We start from the raw sequence: 15,804 nt of genomic DNA, 5'->3' as shown, positions 1-15,804 counted from the left end.
AGCCGAGGAGAACATGTACGTCACGGGCCGTCTGCCGCTGCTGGTCGCGCTCGGGGCCGTCCCCGTAGTGCTGCTCTCTGCGGCGGGGGTGGACGCCTGGCTCGCGGCGGCCGGCTGGGTGCTGCTGTGCCTGGCCGCCGCCCTCGGCGATGCCGCGGCGGCGCCCGATCCCCGACGCCTCACCGTGAGGAGACGGATGCCGCGCCGCGTGCTGCTCGGACAGCAGGCGAGGGCCGATCTCGTGCTCTCGAACGCGGGCGAGCGCCCCCTGCGCGGCCGCGTACGCGACGCCTGGCAGCCCACCGCCGGCGCTCCCGCCGAGCGCGCGGCGATCGCGATACCGCCCGGGGAGTCGCGCACGATCGGGATCCCCCTGCTGCCCCGCCGCAGGGGGGAGCTCCGGTCGCGATTCGTCGTCGTCCGCTCGGACGGCCCGCTGCGTCTGGCCGGACGCCAGGCACGCCTCGACGAGCCGGGCGCGCTGCGCGTGCTCCCCCCGTTCACCGCGCGGCGCCATCTGCCCTCGCGTCTGGCCCGGCTGCGGGAGCTGGACGGGAACACGAGCGTGCAGGTGCGCGGCCAGGGCACCGAGTTCGACAGCCTGCGCGAGTACGTGCGGGGCGATGACGTCCGCTCGATCGACTGGCGGGCGACTGCCCGTGCCAGCACGACGATGCTCCGCACCTGGCGGCCCGAGCGGGACCGCCACGTCGTGATCGTCATCGACACCGGCCGCACGGCGGCCGCGCGGGTGGGCGACGGGGTGCGGATGGATGCGGCGATGGAGGCGGCGCTGCTGCTCGCGGCCCTCGCCGCCCGGGCGGGCGACCACGTGCACCTGCTGATGTTCGACCGCGTCATCCGCGCGCGCGTGACGCGCGTGGACGGGCCGGGCCTCCTGCCGGCTCTCGTGGACGCGATGGCACCGGTGGAGCCGCAGCTCATCGACACCGACTGGGACGCGGCGTTCGCGCAGGTGCGCGCGCTCACCTCGCGGCCCTCGCTGGTGGTCCTCCTCACCGCGCAGGATGCGCCGGAGGCGGCGAGGGGGTTCCTCGGCTCGCTGCCCGCCGTCGCGCGCAGTGCTCAGGTGCTGGTGGGAGCGGTGACGGACGAGCAGGACCCGCTCCCCGATCGTCCGGACGCCGCCGACGTGTACCGTGCCGCCGCGATCGAGCGGAGCACGCAGGATGCCGCCGTCGTCGCGGCGGCGATCGGGCGCGCCGGCGCCGAGGCGATCGCGGCCGCGCCGGAGGATCTGCCGCCGCGCATCGCCGACCGCTATCTGGCGCTCAAGGCCGCCGGGCGCCTGTGAGCGCGACCGCCCTGGGGCAGCGGCATCCGGGACGGGAACGGTCCGAGACGAAACCCTGAACAGCGTCGGAAACGCCGCGAGATCGCGCGTCATACGCGGACACTCCGACCGCCCTCGCTGGGACAGCGCGGTTCGTAGCGCTAGCCTCACGACGAGGAAAGGAGTCCGCCATGTCGGATACCGCCATCCCGCCCACCACGGTGAACAGGCTCGTCGCGGAGGCCCTGGGAACTTTTCTGCTCGTCTTCGGCGGCGTCGGGGCAGCGTTGTTCGCAGCCACGTTCCCCGCTGACTCCGAGGGGAACCCGCTCGGGATCGCCTTCGTCGGCGTCTCGCTCGCGTTCGGCCTGACCGTCGTGGCCGGCGCCTACGCCTGGGGGCCCATCTCGGGCGGCCACTTCAACCCCGCGATCACTCTCGGGCTCGCCGCGGCCGGCCGCTTCGAGTGGAGCAAGACGGTCGGGTACATCGTCGCGCAGGTGATCGGCGGCGCCCTCGGCACGACCCTCATCGTGCTGATCGGGATCTTCGGCACCGACAACTGGCTCGGGAACGCCCAGGACGGCGGCTTCGCCTCGAACGGATTCGGCGACCGCTCCCCCGGCGGCTTCGCCCTCGGCGCCGCGATCGTCGCCGAGGTGCTGCTGACCGCGATCTTCGTGCTCGTCATCCTGGGTGTCACGCACTCGACACGCGGAACCGCGGCACTCGCGCCGCTGGCGATCGGCCTCACGCTCACGCTGATCCACCTGATCTCGATTCCGATCGACAACACGTCGGTGAACCCGGCCCGTTCGATCGCCGCGGCCATCTACGGCGGCCCGGAGGCACTCGCACAGCTGTGGGTGTTCATCGTCTTCCCGATCGTCGGCGGCCTCATGGCCGGCGTCCTCCACCGCGCGCTCTTCGAGCCCAAGGGCACGCTGCCGCCGGTACAGGCCGAGGCACGCGTCCCCTAGTCACCGCATCCACGACAGTCACCGCATCCACGACAGTCACCGCACGCACGACGAGAGCGGCCCGCCCCCTTCCGGGGACGGGCCGCTCCGTGTGCCGGCGAGGATCAGACGAGGTCGAACCTGTCGAGCTCGGTGACCTTGCCCCACGCCTTCACGAAGTCGCGCACGAACTTCTCGTGCGCGTCATCCGACGCGTACACCTCGGCGACGGCGCGCAGTTCCGAGTTCGACGCGAACAGCAGGTCGACGCGGGTGCCGATGCCGACCGGCTCGCCCGAGCCGTCCTTGGTGCCCGAGAACGCGTGCGAGCCCGGGTCGAGCGGCTTCCAGGTGGTGCCGAGGTCGAGCAGGTTCACGAAGAAGTCGTTCGTGAGCACGCCCTTGCGGTCGGTGAAGATCCCGTAGTCCGAGTCGTCCCAGTTCGCACCGAGCACGCGGAGGCCTCCGACCAGGACGGTGAGCTCGGGAGCGCTCAGCGTGAGGAGGTTGGCGCGGTCGATGAGATGGTGCTCCTCGGGCATGAACGCGCGGGGACCGTAGTAGTTGCGGAACCCGTCGGTGATCGGCTCGAGGAACGCGAACGACTGCACGTCGGTCTGCTCCTGCGTCGCGTCCGTGCGCCCGGGGTGGAAGACCACCTCGGCGTCCACGCCGGCGTCCTCGGCGGCCTTCTCGACCGCCGCGTTGCCGGCGAGCACGATGAGGTCGGCGAGCGACACCTTCTTGCCGTCGGTGCGGCCGTCGTTGAACGACGCCTGGATCTCTTCGAGCTTGGCGATCACCGTGGCCAGCTGGGCGGGCTTGTTGACCTCCCAGTCCTTCTGTGGAGCGAGGCGGATGCGGGCGCCGTTGACGCCGCCGCGCTTGTCGCTGCCGCGGAACGAGGATGCCGCCGCCCACGTGGTCTCGACGAGCTGCGACACGGTGAGACCGGACTCGAGGACCTGCGCCTTGAGTGCAGCCGCGTCGGCGGCGTCGATCAGCTCGTGGTCGACCGCGGGGACGCGGTCCTGCCACAACAGCTCCTCCGCGGGGACCTCGCTGCCCAGGTAGCGCTCGATCGGGCCCATATCGCGATGGGTCAGCTTGAACCACGCGCGTGCGAACGCGTCGGCGAACGCCTCGGGGTCGTCCTTGAAGCGGCGGGAGATCTTGTCGTACTCGGGGTCGGTGCGCAGCGCGAGGTCGCTCGTGAGCATGCGGGGCTCGCGACGGCCGTTCGAGTGCGCCAGCGGCACCATGTCGGCGCCGCCGCCGTTGATCGGACGCCATTGGTGGCCGCCGCCCGGGCTGCGCATGAGCTCCCACTCGTACGCGTAGAGGATGTGGAAGAACTCGTTGTCCCACCGCGTCGGGTGGTACGTCCACGTCACCTCGAGGCCCGACGTGATCGTGTCGTCGCCGCGGCCGGTGCCGTGGTTGTTCTTCCAGCCCAGCCCCTGCTGCTCGAGGCCGGCCGCCTCGGGGTTGTCCTCGATGTTCGTGTCGGGCGCGGCACCGTGCGTCTTGCCGAAGGTGTGCCCGCCGGCGATCAGCGCGACGGTCTCTTCGTCGTCCATCGCCATCCGGCCGAATGTCTCGCGGATGTCACGGGCCGAGGCCAGCGGGTCGGGGTTGCCGTTGGGGCCCTCCGGGTTGACGTAGATCAGGCCCATCTGCACGGCGGCGAGGGGCTTCTCGAGCTCGCGGTCGCCTGAGTAGCGCTCGTCGTCCAGCCAGGTCGTCTCAGGACCCCAGTAGACGTCGGCGTCGGGCTCCCACACGTCGGCACGGCCACCGGCGAACCCGAAGGTCCGGAATCCCATCGACTCGAGCGCCACGTTGCCGGCGAGGATCATGAGGTCGGCCCACGAGAGCGACTGGCCGTACTTCTTCTTGACCGGCCACAGAAGTCTGCGCGCCTTGTCGAGGTTGACGTTGTCGGGCCAGCTGTTCAGCGGAGCGAACCGCTGCTGCCCGGCGCCGCCGCCGCCCCGGCCGTCCGTGATCCGGTAGGTGCCGGCGCTGTGCCACGCCATGCGGATCATGAGCGGGCCGTAGTTGCCGAAGTCAGCGGGCCACCAGTCCTGCGACGTGGTGAGGGTCTGGGCGATGTCGGCCTTCACCTCGGCGAGGTCGAGGGCCTCGAACGCCGCCTTGTAGTCGAAGTCCTCGCCCAGCGGGTTCGCGACGGCCGGGTTCTTGGCGAGGATCTTCAGGTTCAGCTGGTTGGGCCACCACACCGAGTTGGCGTTGCCCGTGGTGGGGTGCGGCTGTCCGCCGTGGATGACCGGGCAGCCTTCCGACTCGTTCGGCCGGGGCCGGGTCTCGCCGTCCTCGCGCTCGTCGACCGGGGTGTCGATCGGGGTGACCGCCTGATCGGCGTCGGTCGGGTTCTCACCGATCTCCGGGATCGTTTCGTTGGTGTCGGTCATGACTTCCTTCCAATCGGGATGGGCTAGGGGAATCGGACGGTCAGGAGAGCGAGGCGGCCGCGGCGGGCGAGCTCGATGCGGCTTGAGCGCACGCCGGGCACACGCCCCAGAACGTGACCTCGGCCGCCTGGAGGGCGTAGCCGCGCGCGTCGGACGGCGTCAGGCATGGCGCCGCACCGATCACGCAGTCGACGTCTTCGACCGCGCCGCACCGGGAGCAGATGAGGTGGTGGTGGTTGTCGTCGACCCGCAGCTCGAAGAGGCCGGGCAGACCGGCGGGCTCGATGCGGCGCGCGAGACCAGCGTCCACGAAGTCGCCGAGGGCGTTGTAGACGGACTGCAGGCTGGTGCCGGGGATGGTCCGCGCGACGACGGCGTACAGCTCGTCGGCACTGGCGTGCGGACGCTCCACCAGAGCCCCGACGACCGCGCGCCGGGAGTCGGTCACCCGAAGCCCGGCCGAGCGCAGCATCGCCGTCGTGTCGACGGCGTGTGCATCGCTGGAGGGGTGGGGCGCCATGCCTCCACCTTAGCGTTGTTTTGAGTTACTCAAAACAGTGGTAGCGGCATCCGATCCCGGCTCAGCCGGCGACGAGCGTCGGAGTGCCGGCCTCGTACTCGGTGAGATCGCCGTCCTCCCCCTGCCGGTGGGCACGACCCCCGACGACGAGCATGTAGAGGAGGAACAGTGCGAGGGCGGTCGCACCGATGCCGATCTTCACCGGCCACGGCCACGGCTGCGCGGTCACGAACCCCTCGATGACGCCGGAGACCCCCAGAGCGATGACGAGACCGATCGCGATCGTCGCCAGCGACCGCCCGGCCGCGGCGAGCGACTCGCCGCGCGACCGGGGTCCCGGGGCGACCCACGCCCAGAAGATCTGCAGTCCCGCGGCGCCGGCGACGAAGATGCACGTGAGCTCGAGCAGCCCGTGCGGGAGGATGTAGAGCACGAAGACGTCGGCACGGTCGAATGCCGCCATGACAGCGGCGGCAGTGCCCACGCCGACCGCATTCTGCACGAGCACCATGAGCGGCCAGATGCCCGTGATCCCGAACAGCACGCATTGGGCGGCGATCCACGCGTTGTTGGTCCACACCGTGCCGGCGAAGACGGCGGCGGGGTTCTCGCTGTAATAATCGGTGAACTCGTTCTCGGCGTACTGCTCCAGCTGCGCGCGGCTGCCGAGGCTCGCGATGAGCGCGGGATCGCCCGACACCCACAGCGCCACCACCGTCATGACCGCGACGAAGCCCACCGCGATGGCGAGCGTCGTCCACCGCACGCGGTACAGCGCCGCGGGCAGCTGCAGGGCGAAGAACCGCGGGATCTGGCGCATCACGTTCTCGGGAGCGCCCGTCAGCCGCAGCCGCGCGCGCCCCAGCATCGTCGAGATGTGGTCGCCCTGGACGCTCCGGCCCGCAGACGTCTTGGCGTCGGCGAGATCGGCGGATGCCGCGCGATAGCGGGTCACCAGCTCATCGACCTCTGCTCCCGAGAGGCGGCGGGCCCGGCTCAGCTGCTCCAGGCGCGCCCACTCCTCGCGCCGGGCGGCCGCCAGCGCATCGAGGTCCATGCGCTTTACTGTAGCCATGAGCACGCCCCGACCTGCCCCGCCCGAGAGCCCTTCCCGGGTGAACGTGGTCGACATCGCCCAGGACGAGGTGCTCACCGGGGAGGCCGTCGCGCTCGACGTCCAGCCGCTCGGGTACTTCCTGCGCGCGCTGGGGGTGCTCATCGACATGCTGCTGGGCGTGGCGGTCCTGCTGCTGTCGGCGTGGGCGATCGGATGGCTGATCTCACTGGATGCCATCGACCAGGCCGTTCTCCCGATCCTCACCATCGTGCTGCTCGTGCTGGTCATGATCGTCATCCCGACAGTCGTCGAGACCACGACCCACGGACGCAGCCTCGGGCGCCTGGCCGTCGGCGGACGCATCGTGCGCAGCGACGGCGGCGCGGCCGGCTTCCGCCACGCCTTCATCCGGGCGCTCGTGGGCGTCTTCGAGCTGTGGTTCACCCTGGGCGCCGTCGCCGCTCTCGTGGGTGCCTTCACCCCGCGCTCCCAGCGCCTGGGAGACCTGCTCGCCGGCACCTACTCGGAGCGCACCCGCACCCCGAAGCTTCCCGACGTGTGGCTCGGCGTCCCGCCCGCTCTCGCGGATTGGGCGCCCGTCGCCGACGTCGCACGGCTCCCCGAGCGCCTCTCGCGGCGGCTGGCGCAGTTCGCCCGCTCGGCGACGAGCATGGAGCCCGGGGCGCGCACGCGGGTGGCGGCATCCCTCGCCCGCGAAACCGCCGAGCACGTCTCGCCGATGCCCGCCGTCGACCCCGAGACGTTCCTCGTCGGCGTCGTCGCGGTGCGCCGCCAGCGCGAACTGCGAGCGCTGCAGCTGGAGACCGCGCGTGCGGAGGCGCTCGCCGCGCCGGTGTCGGCGCCCCCGCGCGGCTTTCCCGAACGCTGAGTCCGGGTCCGGGGGCCGAGCCCTCAGTACCGGTAGTGGTCGAGCTTGTACGGACCCTCGACCGGAACGCCGATGTAGTCCGCCTGCTCGTCGCTCAGCGTGGTCAGCTGCACCCCGAGTGCATCGAGGTGCAGGCGGGCCACCTTCTCGTCGAGGTGCTTGGGCAGGGTGTGCACCGCGGTCGGATACTCGTCCCGCTTCGTGAACAGCTCGATCTGCGCGAGCACCTGGTTCGTGAACGACGCGCTCATGACGAACGACGGGTGGCCGGTGGCGTTGCCCAGGTTCAGCAGGCGGCCCTCGCTCAGCACCAGCACGCTCCGGCCGTTCGGCAGACGCCACTCGTGCACCTGCGGCTTGATCTCGATCTTCTCGGCGCCCGCGAGGGATTCCAGCCCCGCCATGTCGATCTCGTTGTCGAAGTGGCCGACGTTGCCGACGATGGCCAGGTGCTTGAGCTCCAGGAGGTCGTCGGTCGTCACGACGTTCTTGTTGCCGGTGCCCGTGATCACGATGTCGACCTGCCCGGCGACGTCGGCGAGACGCGCGACCTGGTAGCCGTCCATCGCCGCCTGCAGCGCGCAGATCGGGTCGACCTCGCTGACGATGACGCGCGCGCCCTGGCCCCGCAGGGCCTCGGCAGCACCCTTGCCCACGTCGCCGTAGCCGCACACGAAGGCGACCTTGCCGCCCATCAGCACGTCGGTGGCACGGTTGATGCCGTCGGGGAGCGAATGGCGGATGCCGTACTTGTTGTCGAACTTCGACTTCGTCACCGAGTCGTTGACGTTGATGGCGGGGAAGAGGAGATCCCCGGATGCGGCGAGCTCGTAGAGGCGGTGGACGCCGGTGGTCGTCTCCTCCGTGACGCCGAGCAGGTCGCCGGCCATCCGCGTGAACCGCTGCGGGTCGCGCGCCAGGCTCGCCCGGAGAGTGTCGAGGATGATGCGGTACTCGGCCGAGTCGTCGGCGGCAGCATCCGGAACAGCGCCCGCCTTCTCGAATTCGACGCCCTTGTGCACGAGGAGAGTCGCGTCGCCCCCGTCGTCGAGGATCATGTTCGGGCCGTCTGCGCCCTCGGCGGACCAGTCGAAGATGCGATCGGCGAGACGCCAGTACTCCTCGAGGGTCTCGCCCTTCCAGGCGAAGACCGGCACGCCCGCCGGGGCGTCGACGCTGCCCGTCGGCCCCACCACGACCGCCGCCGCCGCCTCGTCCTGCGTCGAGAAGATATTGCAGCTCGCCCAGCGCACCTGCGCGCCGAGGGCCACGAGCGTCTCGATGAGCACCGCCGTCTGCACCGTCATGTGCAGCGACCCCGCGATGCGGGCACCCTTCAGCGGCTGGGTCGCCCCGAACTCCTCGCGGAGGGCCATGAGGCCCGGCATCTCGTTCTCGGCGAGGCGGAGCTGGTGACGACCCGCCTCGGCGAGCGAGAGGTCCGCGACTTCGTACTCGAAGCTCCCGCGAGCCTCCGGGAGGTCGGTGCGGGCAGGCGTGGCGACGGGCGCGTGGGTCGGCATCCGTCCATTCTCCCATGCCCGCGGGAGGCCTCGGAGAGCAGTGGGATCAGGCGCGGAGGGTCTCGTGCCGCACGACCACCCAGCCTTTGGGCACCGACAGGCGGTCGGTGTGGATCGCACAGAGGTCGTGGGCGTGCGGGTCGCCGGCCGCACCCAGCGGGCCGAGCGCCGCCATCTGGTCGCCGTAGTCGTAGGTGAGCGTCGACACCGCCTCACGGGCACAGCCGACCTTGGAGCAGACTCTCTCGCGCATCGGGTCGACGCTATCGCGCACCGGCGGCACGCAGACGGATGCCGCGCCGCCGCGTCGTCGCCCCGTTCCGGGTCCGCAGCGGGCTCGGGGTCTGATCCTCAACTGAGGACCTGCGCCGGAATGCGGACCCGAACCGAGCCGATCGTCCTCACCTCGGCGCGGATCCTCAACTGAGGACGAGACCGTGAGAACTAGGATGGAGGCATGGCGTGGCGTCGGACCCGGACCAGCGAGCGCGCACCGCGCCGCGCTTCCCGTCACGGCAGGCACGGCCGCGAGGGCCGCAGCCCCGTGGTGCGTCCGCCCCTCCCCCCACTCGACACCCGGGTGGACCGGTTCGATCTGTCGGTCGGCACCGCGGCGGAGTTCCTGCGGTCGGCCTGGACCGAGCTGCGCGACGTGCGGTTCGAGGTCGCCGACATGCCCGCCTCGACCGGCGACGACGGCATCCCGCGCTGGACGGTGCTCCCCAGCGAGGGCCGCATCATCCTGTACCGCCTGCCCATCGAGCGGCTGAGCCATCTGCACCGCGACGACGAGCTGCACCGGCGCATGCTCGTGGAGGGCGCCGTGTTCCGCGCCGCCGCCGAATACCTCGACCGCGATCCGTGGGATCTCGGCCCGGAGCGCTTCCGCTACTTTTGACGCGGCTCGGATCAATGCGAGCTCTAGCGAGCGTTGATGCGAGTCGGGTCAAGGTCGAGTAGCGAGGAACGAGCGTATCGAGACCCACCGGGGCGCCAGCAGAGGTCGCCCGCTCCCGAGCCGCGTCAGGGGTAGACGACGATCTCGGGGGTCGCGACGTCGGCCGGCCACACCGGAACGCCCGCCAGAGCGCCGTCGCCGGCGAACGACAGGCCGGCGCGCACGGGCGCCCCGGGGTCGATCGTGTAGAGAACGCGCGCGGCCAGGCGCACCGCCACGGATCCATTGGCGGGAACCGTGAGATCCAGCGGCGACCCGCCGTCGGCGGGCGTGACGGCGACCTCGACCGGGTCGCTCGACGGGTTGACCACAGAGAGCGTGGGGGTGGGTCCGCCGGGGGTCGCGAACAGCGAAGGCACCGAGACCTCGGGTGCCGGCGTGTACCACGCGAAGTCGTCGCCTTCGCCGACGCCGGTCGCCTGCCACACCGCCGCGACGAGGGGGATGTCGGCCTGGACGGTGACCGTGTACGACCCCGCTTCCAGCCCGGGGAGTGCGAGCTCGAGCGGCTTGCCCTCCTCGAGCGCCACGCTCTCGGGCTCGCGCGCGGGTTCGGTGCGCCCGACCGGGGTCACGGTCACCCGGGCGGTGGTCGTGGCCGAGGGGGCCAGCATCCGCAGCACGGTCACCTCGTCGGAGGCGCCGTCCCCGCCGGAGGGGCGCGTCACCGTCACTCCCGTGATCGCCTGACTGGCCTCGGCCTGCGGCACGGGACCGACCTGGTCCACACCGCCGGGAGTGAGGGTGCGGGTGATGCTCGCCTGCAGTGAGGCGTGGATGGCCGCACCCACCGCCGACACGCGCACGACGGGGGTCTCTTCGCCGAACGCGATGCCCGCCAGGGGCACGATGCGCTGCGTGCCCGGTGCCACGACGAGGTCTACGCCGCCGGGAGGCGACTGCGGACCCTCCGCGCCGTACACGGTGAGCTGCACGGTCGCCGGCACGGTGCCCGGGTTCGCGAGCAGCACCAGGTCGGCGGCGCCCGTCGCCGCCGACCCGCCGACCAGCCACGAGTCCAGGAGCGGCGGACGGCACGCGGAAGCGGCATAACCCGACAGGTCATCTGCCGAGACGGTGGCCGCGCCGGTGGCGGCGACCTCGATCGCCCGGCCGTCGGCGGGTGCGGCGGTGTACGCGAGGGGCCCCGGCCCGACGTCGACGGTCTCGAGCTGCTGCTCCTGTGGTGCGGCGTCGTCGCCGGCACCGACGACGACGGACTGCGGCGCCACGACGTCGACCGCGGCCGCATCGGCGGGGTTGCGTCCGATCGCGAGGAGTGGCCCGTCGCACGCGATCAGGGAGGCCGCGGGGGCGGGCATCGCGGTGACGCTGAGCGGCGTGCGCGCGACGGTCGGCCACGGAACCGACACCGCGGTGACGACCGCGACGACGGCGATGATCGACACCGCCGTGCCGATCAGCATGCGGGCGCTGGTGGTCGCCCAGCGGAAGACGCGGCGATCGCTCATCGTCCCTCCTGCCAGTGGGGCCCCACGACGCGTGGCGTGCGGCGCGCCTCGCGGATCGAGGCGGCGGTGGGCACGGCGAGGAGCAGCGCGATACCGAAGATCGCCAGCTGGCCGAAGGCGATCCAGCGGCCGAGCGCGGCGACGGATGCCGACTCCCCCGGCCGTTCGGTGATCTCATCGACGACGCGCCAGAGCTCGCCCTTGGCGGTGTCGCCGACGACGACCAGCGTGTCGCGCTGGCCGAGCGCGGTCATCGCCGACAGACGCGTCGTGCGGGCAGCATCCGTCTCGGGCGGGGTGGCGGGCGCGAGCAGGATGAACCCGATGCCGAGATCGGCAAGCTGCCCCACGGCGTCCTCGGACGACGGGGTCACCAGGTCGGCGGCGAGCCCCGCCAGCACCTCGTCCTGAGCGGTGGCCACGGTGCGCGTCGACAGCACCGTGCTCTGGCCGCCGATCGTCTCACTCGCGCCCCATACCACTTGCGCGGCGACGCCCGCGTCGGCCTGCGGCGTCAGCACGATGGTGCCCACGTCGGGGTCGTCGCGGCCTTCGGCGGCCACGAAGGCGGGGAGCGTGCTGGCCGGTCCGTTCGCGATCGTCGCGGTGCCCCGCACGAACGCCGTGAGCGACGGCACCGCGAGCGCCAGCGCCCCGGCGAACACGAGTGTCGCGGCGAGCCCGCGCACCAGCGCGACACGCGGGGCCAAGCCGGCGTCGAGCGCGACCAGCGCCCCGCCCAGTGCGCCGAGCCAGGCGAGGCTCAGGCCCGCTCCCGGCCAGAGCGGAACGGTGATCGACTGCACGAACGAGACCGAGATGCCCACCGCCGCGAAAGCCGTGCCGAGGCCGAGCGCCGTCACCGCCAGGAGCGCGATGCCGGCAGCCCAGCGCTGCGTCAGCGGAGCGGCGAGCGCGAGCAGCGCGAGGGGAACGCTCAGCAGCGGCACCCACCACGTCGGCCCGTCGGGCAGGAGCGTGGTCCAGCCCGCGAGGTCGGGGGTGGGGATGCCGGCCGCCAGCAGTGCGCGGCCCGCCGTGTCGGCCGCGGCCTGCGGGCCCGCCCACGGCACGCCCGGGTCGGCCACGAGGCCCCACGCGCGCCCGGTGGTCACGGCGTTCCACACGAGCGGAACAGCGAGCGCGACCGAGGGGACGAGCGTCCAGATCAGGCGCGCGACGCCGCGCCCGCCCCGGAGGATCACTGCGAGCAGCACGGTGCCGACCCACAGCACCGCCATCGCGGGCGTGAGCGACGGAGCGGTGGCGAGCACGGCGGCGAGCAGGATGGATGCCGTGCCGGCGCCCGCCCATGAGCGGTGGGCCACCGCGCCGGCGGCGAACAGCCAGGGCAGCAGCAGATGCAGGATCACGCCGGTCGGCCGCCCCTGCGTCAGCGCGACGAGCAGCGTGGGCGAGAGCGCCCAGACGGCGCCTCCGAGCAGCCGGAGACTGGAACGCTCGGTGACGCGGGTCGCCGCGAACCAGCCGCCCAGCGCGGCCAGCGGGAGCGCCAGAATCCAGAGCAGCACGAGAGCCCGCGAGGGCGCCCACGGCCAGAGCGATCCCAGCACGGCGACGACGGCCGAGAACGGATCGGCGGGCGCGATGGTGTCGATCCCCAGCGCGCGCTGACCGTAGACGGCCTCGTCCCAGAGCCGGCCCACCGAAGTCGCGAGCGGCTGGAGCGCGCCGCCCCCGAGCACCGGCCACGCCAGGAGCGCCGTGAAGGCGGCGACCGAGCCGGCGAGCGCGGCCAGCACGAGCCAGGCGCCTCCCCCGGCGAAGAAGCGGAGATCGCTCCGCCGATGGCCGCCGATCGCGACCTCGGGGTCGTCGTCGAGCCGTTCGCGCAGCTCGGTGTTCGTGGTGCGCAGCGGGGCGATCTGCGCCCACGACGCGGTTCGTGCCCGAGCCAGCCGTCGTCGCGCGCGCCAGACTGGCACGACGGCCACGAGGGCGACGGCGGCCGCCGCCCATTCCGGGGCGATGCGACCGGGCTGTTTGCGCGCGAGGTCGGCGATGGTGCGCCACACTGCCAGCGGGAGCAGCGACAGCCAGTGCAGCGGCACGGCCGGCGCCGGGGCGTATGCCATACGCCGGTGCAGCTGCGCGACCCGCTCGGCGTACACCGCGCGGCGCTGCCGCTGCGGCGTGAGCGGAGTCGGCAGGCCGGCGACGCCGTCGCCGGCGACCGCGACGAGCGCGCCCGGCACCAGCGACACGCGGCCGCCCGCCAGCCGGGCCCGCACTCCGAGGTCGAGCCCCTCATCGGCACCTGCGAGACCACGGTCGAGCCCGGCCAGCCGCGCCCACGCGTCGGAGCGGACCAGGATGCCGCGCACATCGGTCCCGAGCACATCCTCGCGCGCGTCGTGCTGCCCTTGGTCGAGTTCGCCGTCGGCGAGCCCGACGGTGCGGCCGAGCCGCGTCATGCCGACGCCGAGCGAGACGATCTCGGAACGGTCGTCCCAGCGCACGAGCTTCGGCGCCACGAATGCGAGCGACGGTGCGACCTCGAGGGCGCCGGCCAGCCGCGCCAGCGCGTCCGGTTCGGGTGCGGTGTCTTGTGCGAGCAACCACACCACGTCGCCGTCGAGCCCGGGAGACGATACCAGCGAGGTGGCGGCGGCGTAGCCGGTCGAGGCCGGGGCCTTCACGACGGACGCTGCGCCCGCGGCATCCGCGATCTCGAACAGGCGCTCGTCGCCGCCGCACAGCACGATGGTGAGCACGTCGACCGGCCGCGACTGCTCCCGGATCGCCGCGAGCGTGCGGCGCAGGTGGAACGCCGCCGGCGTGCGGCCGTCGGGACGCACCACGACGACCGCATGGACCCGATTCGACGTGCGCGGGTTCGACGGCACGCCTCTCGAAGTCACGGCGTTCGAAGGCGCAGTGTTCGAAGGCACGGTGTTCGTTGGTGCAGGGAGCATGTCCTGGTCAGCCTAGGCGCGCGCGTTCATCCCCCCGGATGCACGCGCCGGGTCGGCCGGATCGAACCGGCCGACCACGCGCGTCTAGCCCGCTCGACGCTTCAGCTTGCGACGCTCCCGTTCGCTCAGACCGCCCCAGATGCCGAACCGCTCGTCGTTCTGCAACGCGTACTCGAGGCATTCGCCCCGGACGTCGCACGACGTGCAAATGCGCTTGGCATCTCGTGTGGAGCCGCCCTTCTCAGGGAAGAACGCCTCCGGATCGGTCTGCGCACAGAGCGCATCGGTCTGCCACGCGAGCGGATTGTCTTCTTCCGCCTCGATGTTGCGGCGTACCCCCGGAACCCCCAGTTGAACCGGATCGACGAACCAGTCGTCGGGAACGCCGGAACGGAACTGCGAAACCGTCATGTCGTTCTCACCCCCCGAGATCCTGCTCCACGCTGGTGCGTGTACGGCTAATTACACCCGTGTAGTTCGGTGAGGTCAAGTCGCAGATAGTAAAGGCTCAACCGGCTCTTGAACCTTCACGACGCGCCGTCGGCGTGTCGCTCTGTCATAACGGTCCGATGAGAAGCCGATGAGGATGCCGCTCAGCGACCCGGCAGCGCGATGAACAGCTCGCCCTCGCCCGTGACGCGCACCCCGCCCTCGTCGGGGGTCACCAGCACCGCGCCGCCCGGCAGAAGCCGTGCGCCGGCGCTCGACGTCGTCCCGGAGACCTCGGGAGCACCCGCCGTCGCCACGGCGATCGACGTGCCGCTGAGGGCCACCTCGACGCCGTCGGCCGTCGGCGACACGGCGAGGAGCGCGAAGTCGGCGACCGGGACGTCGTACCGGCGCACGCCGGGCGCGACGTCGCGGCTGCGGATCACCGGCGGGAGGCCGGGCGACGGGTCCAGCACGCTCACGAGCTCGGCCGCGTCGACATGCTTCGGGGTGAGGCCCCCGCGCAGCACGTTGTCGCTCGCGGCCATGAGCTCCACGCCCAGTCCCTCGAGATAGGCGTGCAGCATGCCGGCGGGCACGAACAGCCCCTCGCCGCGCCGCAGGGTGATGAGGTTCATGAGCAGCGCCACGACGATGCCCGGGTCGCCCGGGTAGACGGCGTGCAGCGTGCGCGCGAGCTCCAGCTCGGCGGAGAACTCGTCGGACTCGGCCGTCAGGGCGGCGTCGATCACGCCCCCGGCGGCGTCGGCGCCGTCGGCCAGGAGCCATCCGACGATCGCCGAGAGCGGGGCATCCGTCTCCGCCAGCCGCTCGGCGAGCGGCGACGCGCCCGGTCCGAGCGCGGCGAGGAGGCGCCGGGTGGCCGCGGGATCGCGGAGCCCCGCGAGCGCGCGGAACGTCTCGCTCAACGCCACGATGAGCTCCGGCTTGTGGTTGGCGTCACGGTACGTGCGCTCCGCCGCGTCGCGCGCGACCCCCGCGGCCTCTTCGCGGGCGAAGCCCGCCTCGGCCTGCGACTTCGACGGGTGAGCCTGGATGGACAGCGGGGATGCCGCGGCCAGCAGCTTCAGCAGATACGGGAGAGGCCCGTCGATGCCCACGGCGGGGCCCTCCTCCGCGATCCACCGGTCCAAGGTGCGCCCGTCGGGCGTCTCGGCCGGGTCGCCCGGGTGATCGCCGAACCACACCTCCGCCTCGGGCCGGCCGGAAGCCTGGCGACCCTCGAGCGCGGCCAGCAGAGAGGTGGAGCCCCAGGCGTAGTCGCGGGGGTCGTTCGCGAGAGGGATCAGCACGCGCTCAGCCTAACCAGGT

The 15,804-nt window shown here is 72.3% G+C and carries 13 protein-coding genes; 4 read left to right on the top strand and 9 right to left on the bottom strand.

The features are described from left to right. The first annotated feature begins 13 nt into the window (after positions 1–13). Positions 14–1,315: a DUF58 domain-containing protein gene (locus tag ACN9MP_RS05380; RefSeq protein WP_426324287.1), complete on the top strand. Its 1,302-nt coding sequence runs from the start codon at positions 14–16 to the stop codon at positions 1,313–1,315. Between the two features lie 170 nt (positions 1,316–1,485). Next, positions 1,486–2,274, top strand: a complete 789-nt coding sequence (aqpZ, locus tag ACN9MP_RS05375) for an aquaporin Z (RefSeq protein WP_426324286.1) — start codon at positions 1,486–1,488, stop codon at positions 2,272–2,274. A gap of 104 nt (positions 2,275–2,378) precedes the next feature. Here aqpZ and katG read toward each other — a convergent pair whose 3' ends face one another. From katG to ACN9MP_RS05360, 3 genes are all read right to left on the bottom strand, one after another. Further along, complete coding sequence (gene katG, locus ACN9MP_RS05370; RefSeq protein WP_426324285.1) at positions 2,379–4,688, bottom strand: catalase/peroxidase HPI; 2,310 nt, start codon at positions 4,686–4,688, stop codon at positions 2,379–2,381. 40 nt (positions 4,689–4,728) lie between these two features. Beyond that, positions 4,729–5,208, bottom strand: coding sequence for a Fur family transcriptional regulator (locus tag ACN9MP_RS05365; protein ID WP_426324284.1), 480 nt, complete (start codon positions 5,206–5,208; stop codon positions 4,729–4,731). Between the two features lie 61 nt (positions 5,209–5,269). Further along, positions 5,270–6,265 carry a stage II sporulation protein M gene (locus ACN9MP_RS05360; RefSeq protein ID WP_426324283.1) on the bottom strand — a complete coding sequence of 332 codons (996 nt, stop codon included), beginning with the start codon at positions 6,263–6,265 and terminating at the stop codon, positions 5,270–5,272. Positions 6,266–6,281: 16 nt separating this feature from the next. Between ACN9MP_RS05360 and ACN9MP_RS05355 the strand changes: the two genes are divergently transcribed. Beyond that, entirely contained in the window at positions 6,282–7,154 is an 873-nt protein-coding gene (locus ACN9MP_RS05355; RefSeq protein WP_426324282.1) for an RDD family protein, read from the top strand. 23 nt (positions 7,155–7,177) lie between these two features. Here the strand turns inward: ACN9MP_RS05355 and ahcY are convergent, their stop codons facing one another. After that, on the bottom strand, positions 7,178–8,677 hold the full coding sequence (gene ahcY, locus ACN9MP_RS05350; protein WP_426324281.1) for an adenosylhomocysteinase: 1,500 nt from the start codon (positions 8,675–8,677) through the stop codon (positions 7,178–7,180). Between the two features lie 46 nt (positions 8,678–8,723). Beyond that, complete coding sequence (locus ACN9MP_RS05345; protein WP_045301176.1) at positions 8,724–8,930, bottom strand: DUF3499 family protein; 207 nt, start codon at positions 8,928–8,930, stop codon at positions 8,724–8,726. A 204-nt stretch (positions 8,931–9,134) separates the two neighbouring features. On the opposite strand from ACN9MP_RS05345, the gene ACN9MP_RS05340 reads away from it, so the two are divergent. Next, positions 9,135–9,575 carry a metallopeptidase family protein gene (locus tag ACN9MP_RS05340; RefSeq protein ID WP_426324280.1) on the top strand — a complete coding sequence of 147 codons (441 nt, stop codon included), beginning with the start codon at positions 9,135–9,137 and terminating at the stop codon, positions 9,573–9,575. Between the two features lie 125 nt (positions 9,576–9,700). Here ACN9MP_RS05340 and ACN9MP_RS05335 read toward each other — a convergent pair whose 3' ends face one another. The 4 genes from ACN9MP_RS05335 to manA form a co-directional block, all read right to left on the bottom strand. After that, positions 9,701–11,107 (bottom strand): DUF5719 family protein, encoded by a 1,407-nt coding sequence (locus ACN9MP_RS05335; RefSeq protein ID WP_426324279.1) that lies wholly within the window; start codon positions 11,105–11,107, stop codon positions 9,701–9,703. After that, positions 11,104–13,989, bottom strand: a complete 2,886-nt coding sequence (locus ACN9MP_RS05330) for a glycosyltransferase (protein WP_426324278.1) — start codon at positions 13,987–13,989, stop codon at positions 11,104–11,106. Before ACN9MP_RS05330 ends, ACN9MP_RS05335 begins: the two co-directional genes overlap by 4 nt. A gap of 138 nt (positions 13,990–14,127) precedes the next feature. After that, complete coding sequence (locus ACN9MP_RS05325; RefSeq protein ID WP_426324277.1) at positions 14,128–14,454, bottom strand: WhiB family transcriptional regulator; 327 nt, start codon at positions 14,452–14,454, stop codon at positions 14,128–14,130. A gap of 182 nt (positions 14,455–14,636) precedes the next feature. Further along, the gene (gene manA / locus ACN9MP_RS05320) at positions 14,637–15,785 is read right to left on the bottom strand and encodes a mannose-6-phosphate isomerase, class I (RefSeq protein WP_426324276.1); all 1,149 of its coding nucleotides are present in this window, start codon (positions 15,783–15,785) and stop codon (positions 14,637–14,639) included. Between the last annotated feature and the right edge of the window lie 19 nt (positions 15,786–15,804).

The sequence above is a fragment of the Microbacterium sp. E-13 genome (assembly GCF_049912955.1).
Classification (GTDB): domain Bacteria; phylum Actinomycetota; class Actinomycetes; order Actinomycetales; family Microbacteriaceae; genus Microbacterium.
This window is presented reverse-complemented; position numbering and strand designations above follow the sequence as displayed.

What these genes read in the sequence shown, in the direction of transcription:
- ACN9MP_RS05380 (WP_426324287.1), top strand. Translation starts at nt 14, where the DNA reads ATGTACGTCACGGGCCGTCTGCCGCTGCTGGTCGCGCTCGGGGCCGTC.
- aqpZ (WP_426324286.1), top strand. Translation starts at nt 1,486, where the DNA reads ATGTCGGATACCGCCATCCCGCCCACCACGGTGAACAGGCTCGTCGCG.
- katG (WP_426324285.1), bottom strand. Translation starts at nt 4,688, where the DNA reads ATGACCGACACCAACGAAACGATCCCGGAGATCGGTGAGAACCCGACC.
- ACN9MP_RS05365 (WP_426324284.1), bottom strand. Translation starts at nt 5,208, where the DNA reads ATGGCGCCCCACCCCTCCAGCGATGCACACGCCGTCGACACGACGGCG.
- ACN9MP_RS05360 (WP_426324283.1), bottom strand. Translation starts at nt 6,265, where the DNA reads ATGGACCTCGATGCGCTGGCGGCCGCCCGGCGCGAGGAGTGGGCGCGC.
- ACN9MP_RS05355 (WP_426324282.1), top strand. Translation starts at nt 6,282, where the DNA reads ATGAGCACGCCCCGACCTGCCCCGCCCGAGAGCCCTTCCCGGGTGAAC.
- ahcY (WP_426324281.1), bottom strand. Translation starts at nt 8,677, where the DNA reads ATGCCGACCCACGCGCCCGTCGCCACGCCTGCCCGCACCGACCTCCCG.
- ACN9MP_RS05345 (WP_045301176.1), bottom strand. Translation starts at nt 8,930, where the DNA reads ATGCGCGAGAGAGTCTGCTCCAAGGTCGGCTGTGCCCGTGAGGCGGTG.
- ACN9MP_RS05340 (WP_426324280.1), top strand. Translation starts at nt 9,135, where the DNA reads ATGGCGTGGCGTCGGACCCGGACCAGCGAGCGCGCACCGCGCCGCGCT.
- ACN9MP_RS05335 (WP_426324279.1), bottom strand. Translation starts at nt 11,107, where the DNA reads ATGAGCGATCGCCGCGTCTTCCGCTGGGCGACCACCAGCGCCCGCATG.
- ACN9MP_RS05325 (WP_426324277.1), bottom strand. Translation starts at nt 14,454, where the DNA reads ATGACGGTTTCGCAGTTCCGTTCCGGCGTTCCCGACGACTGGTTCGTC.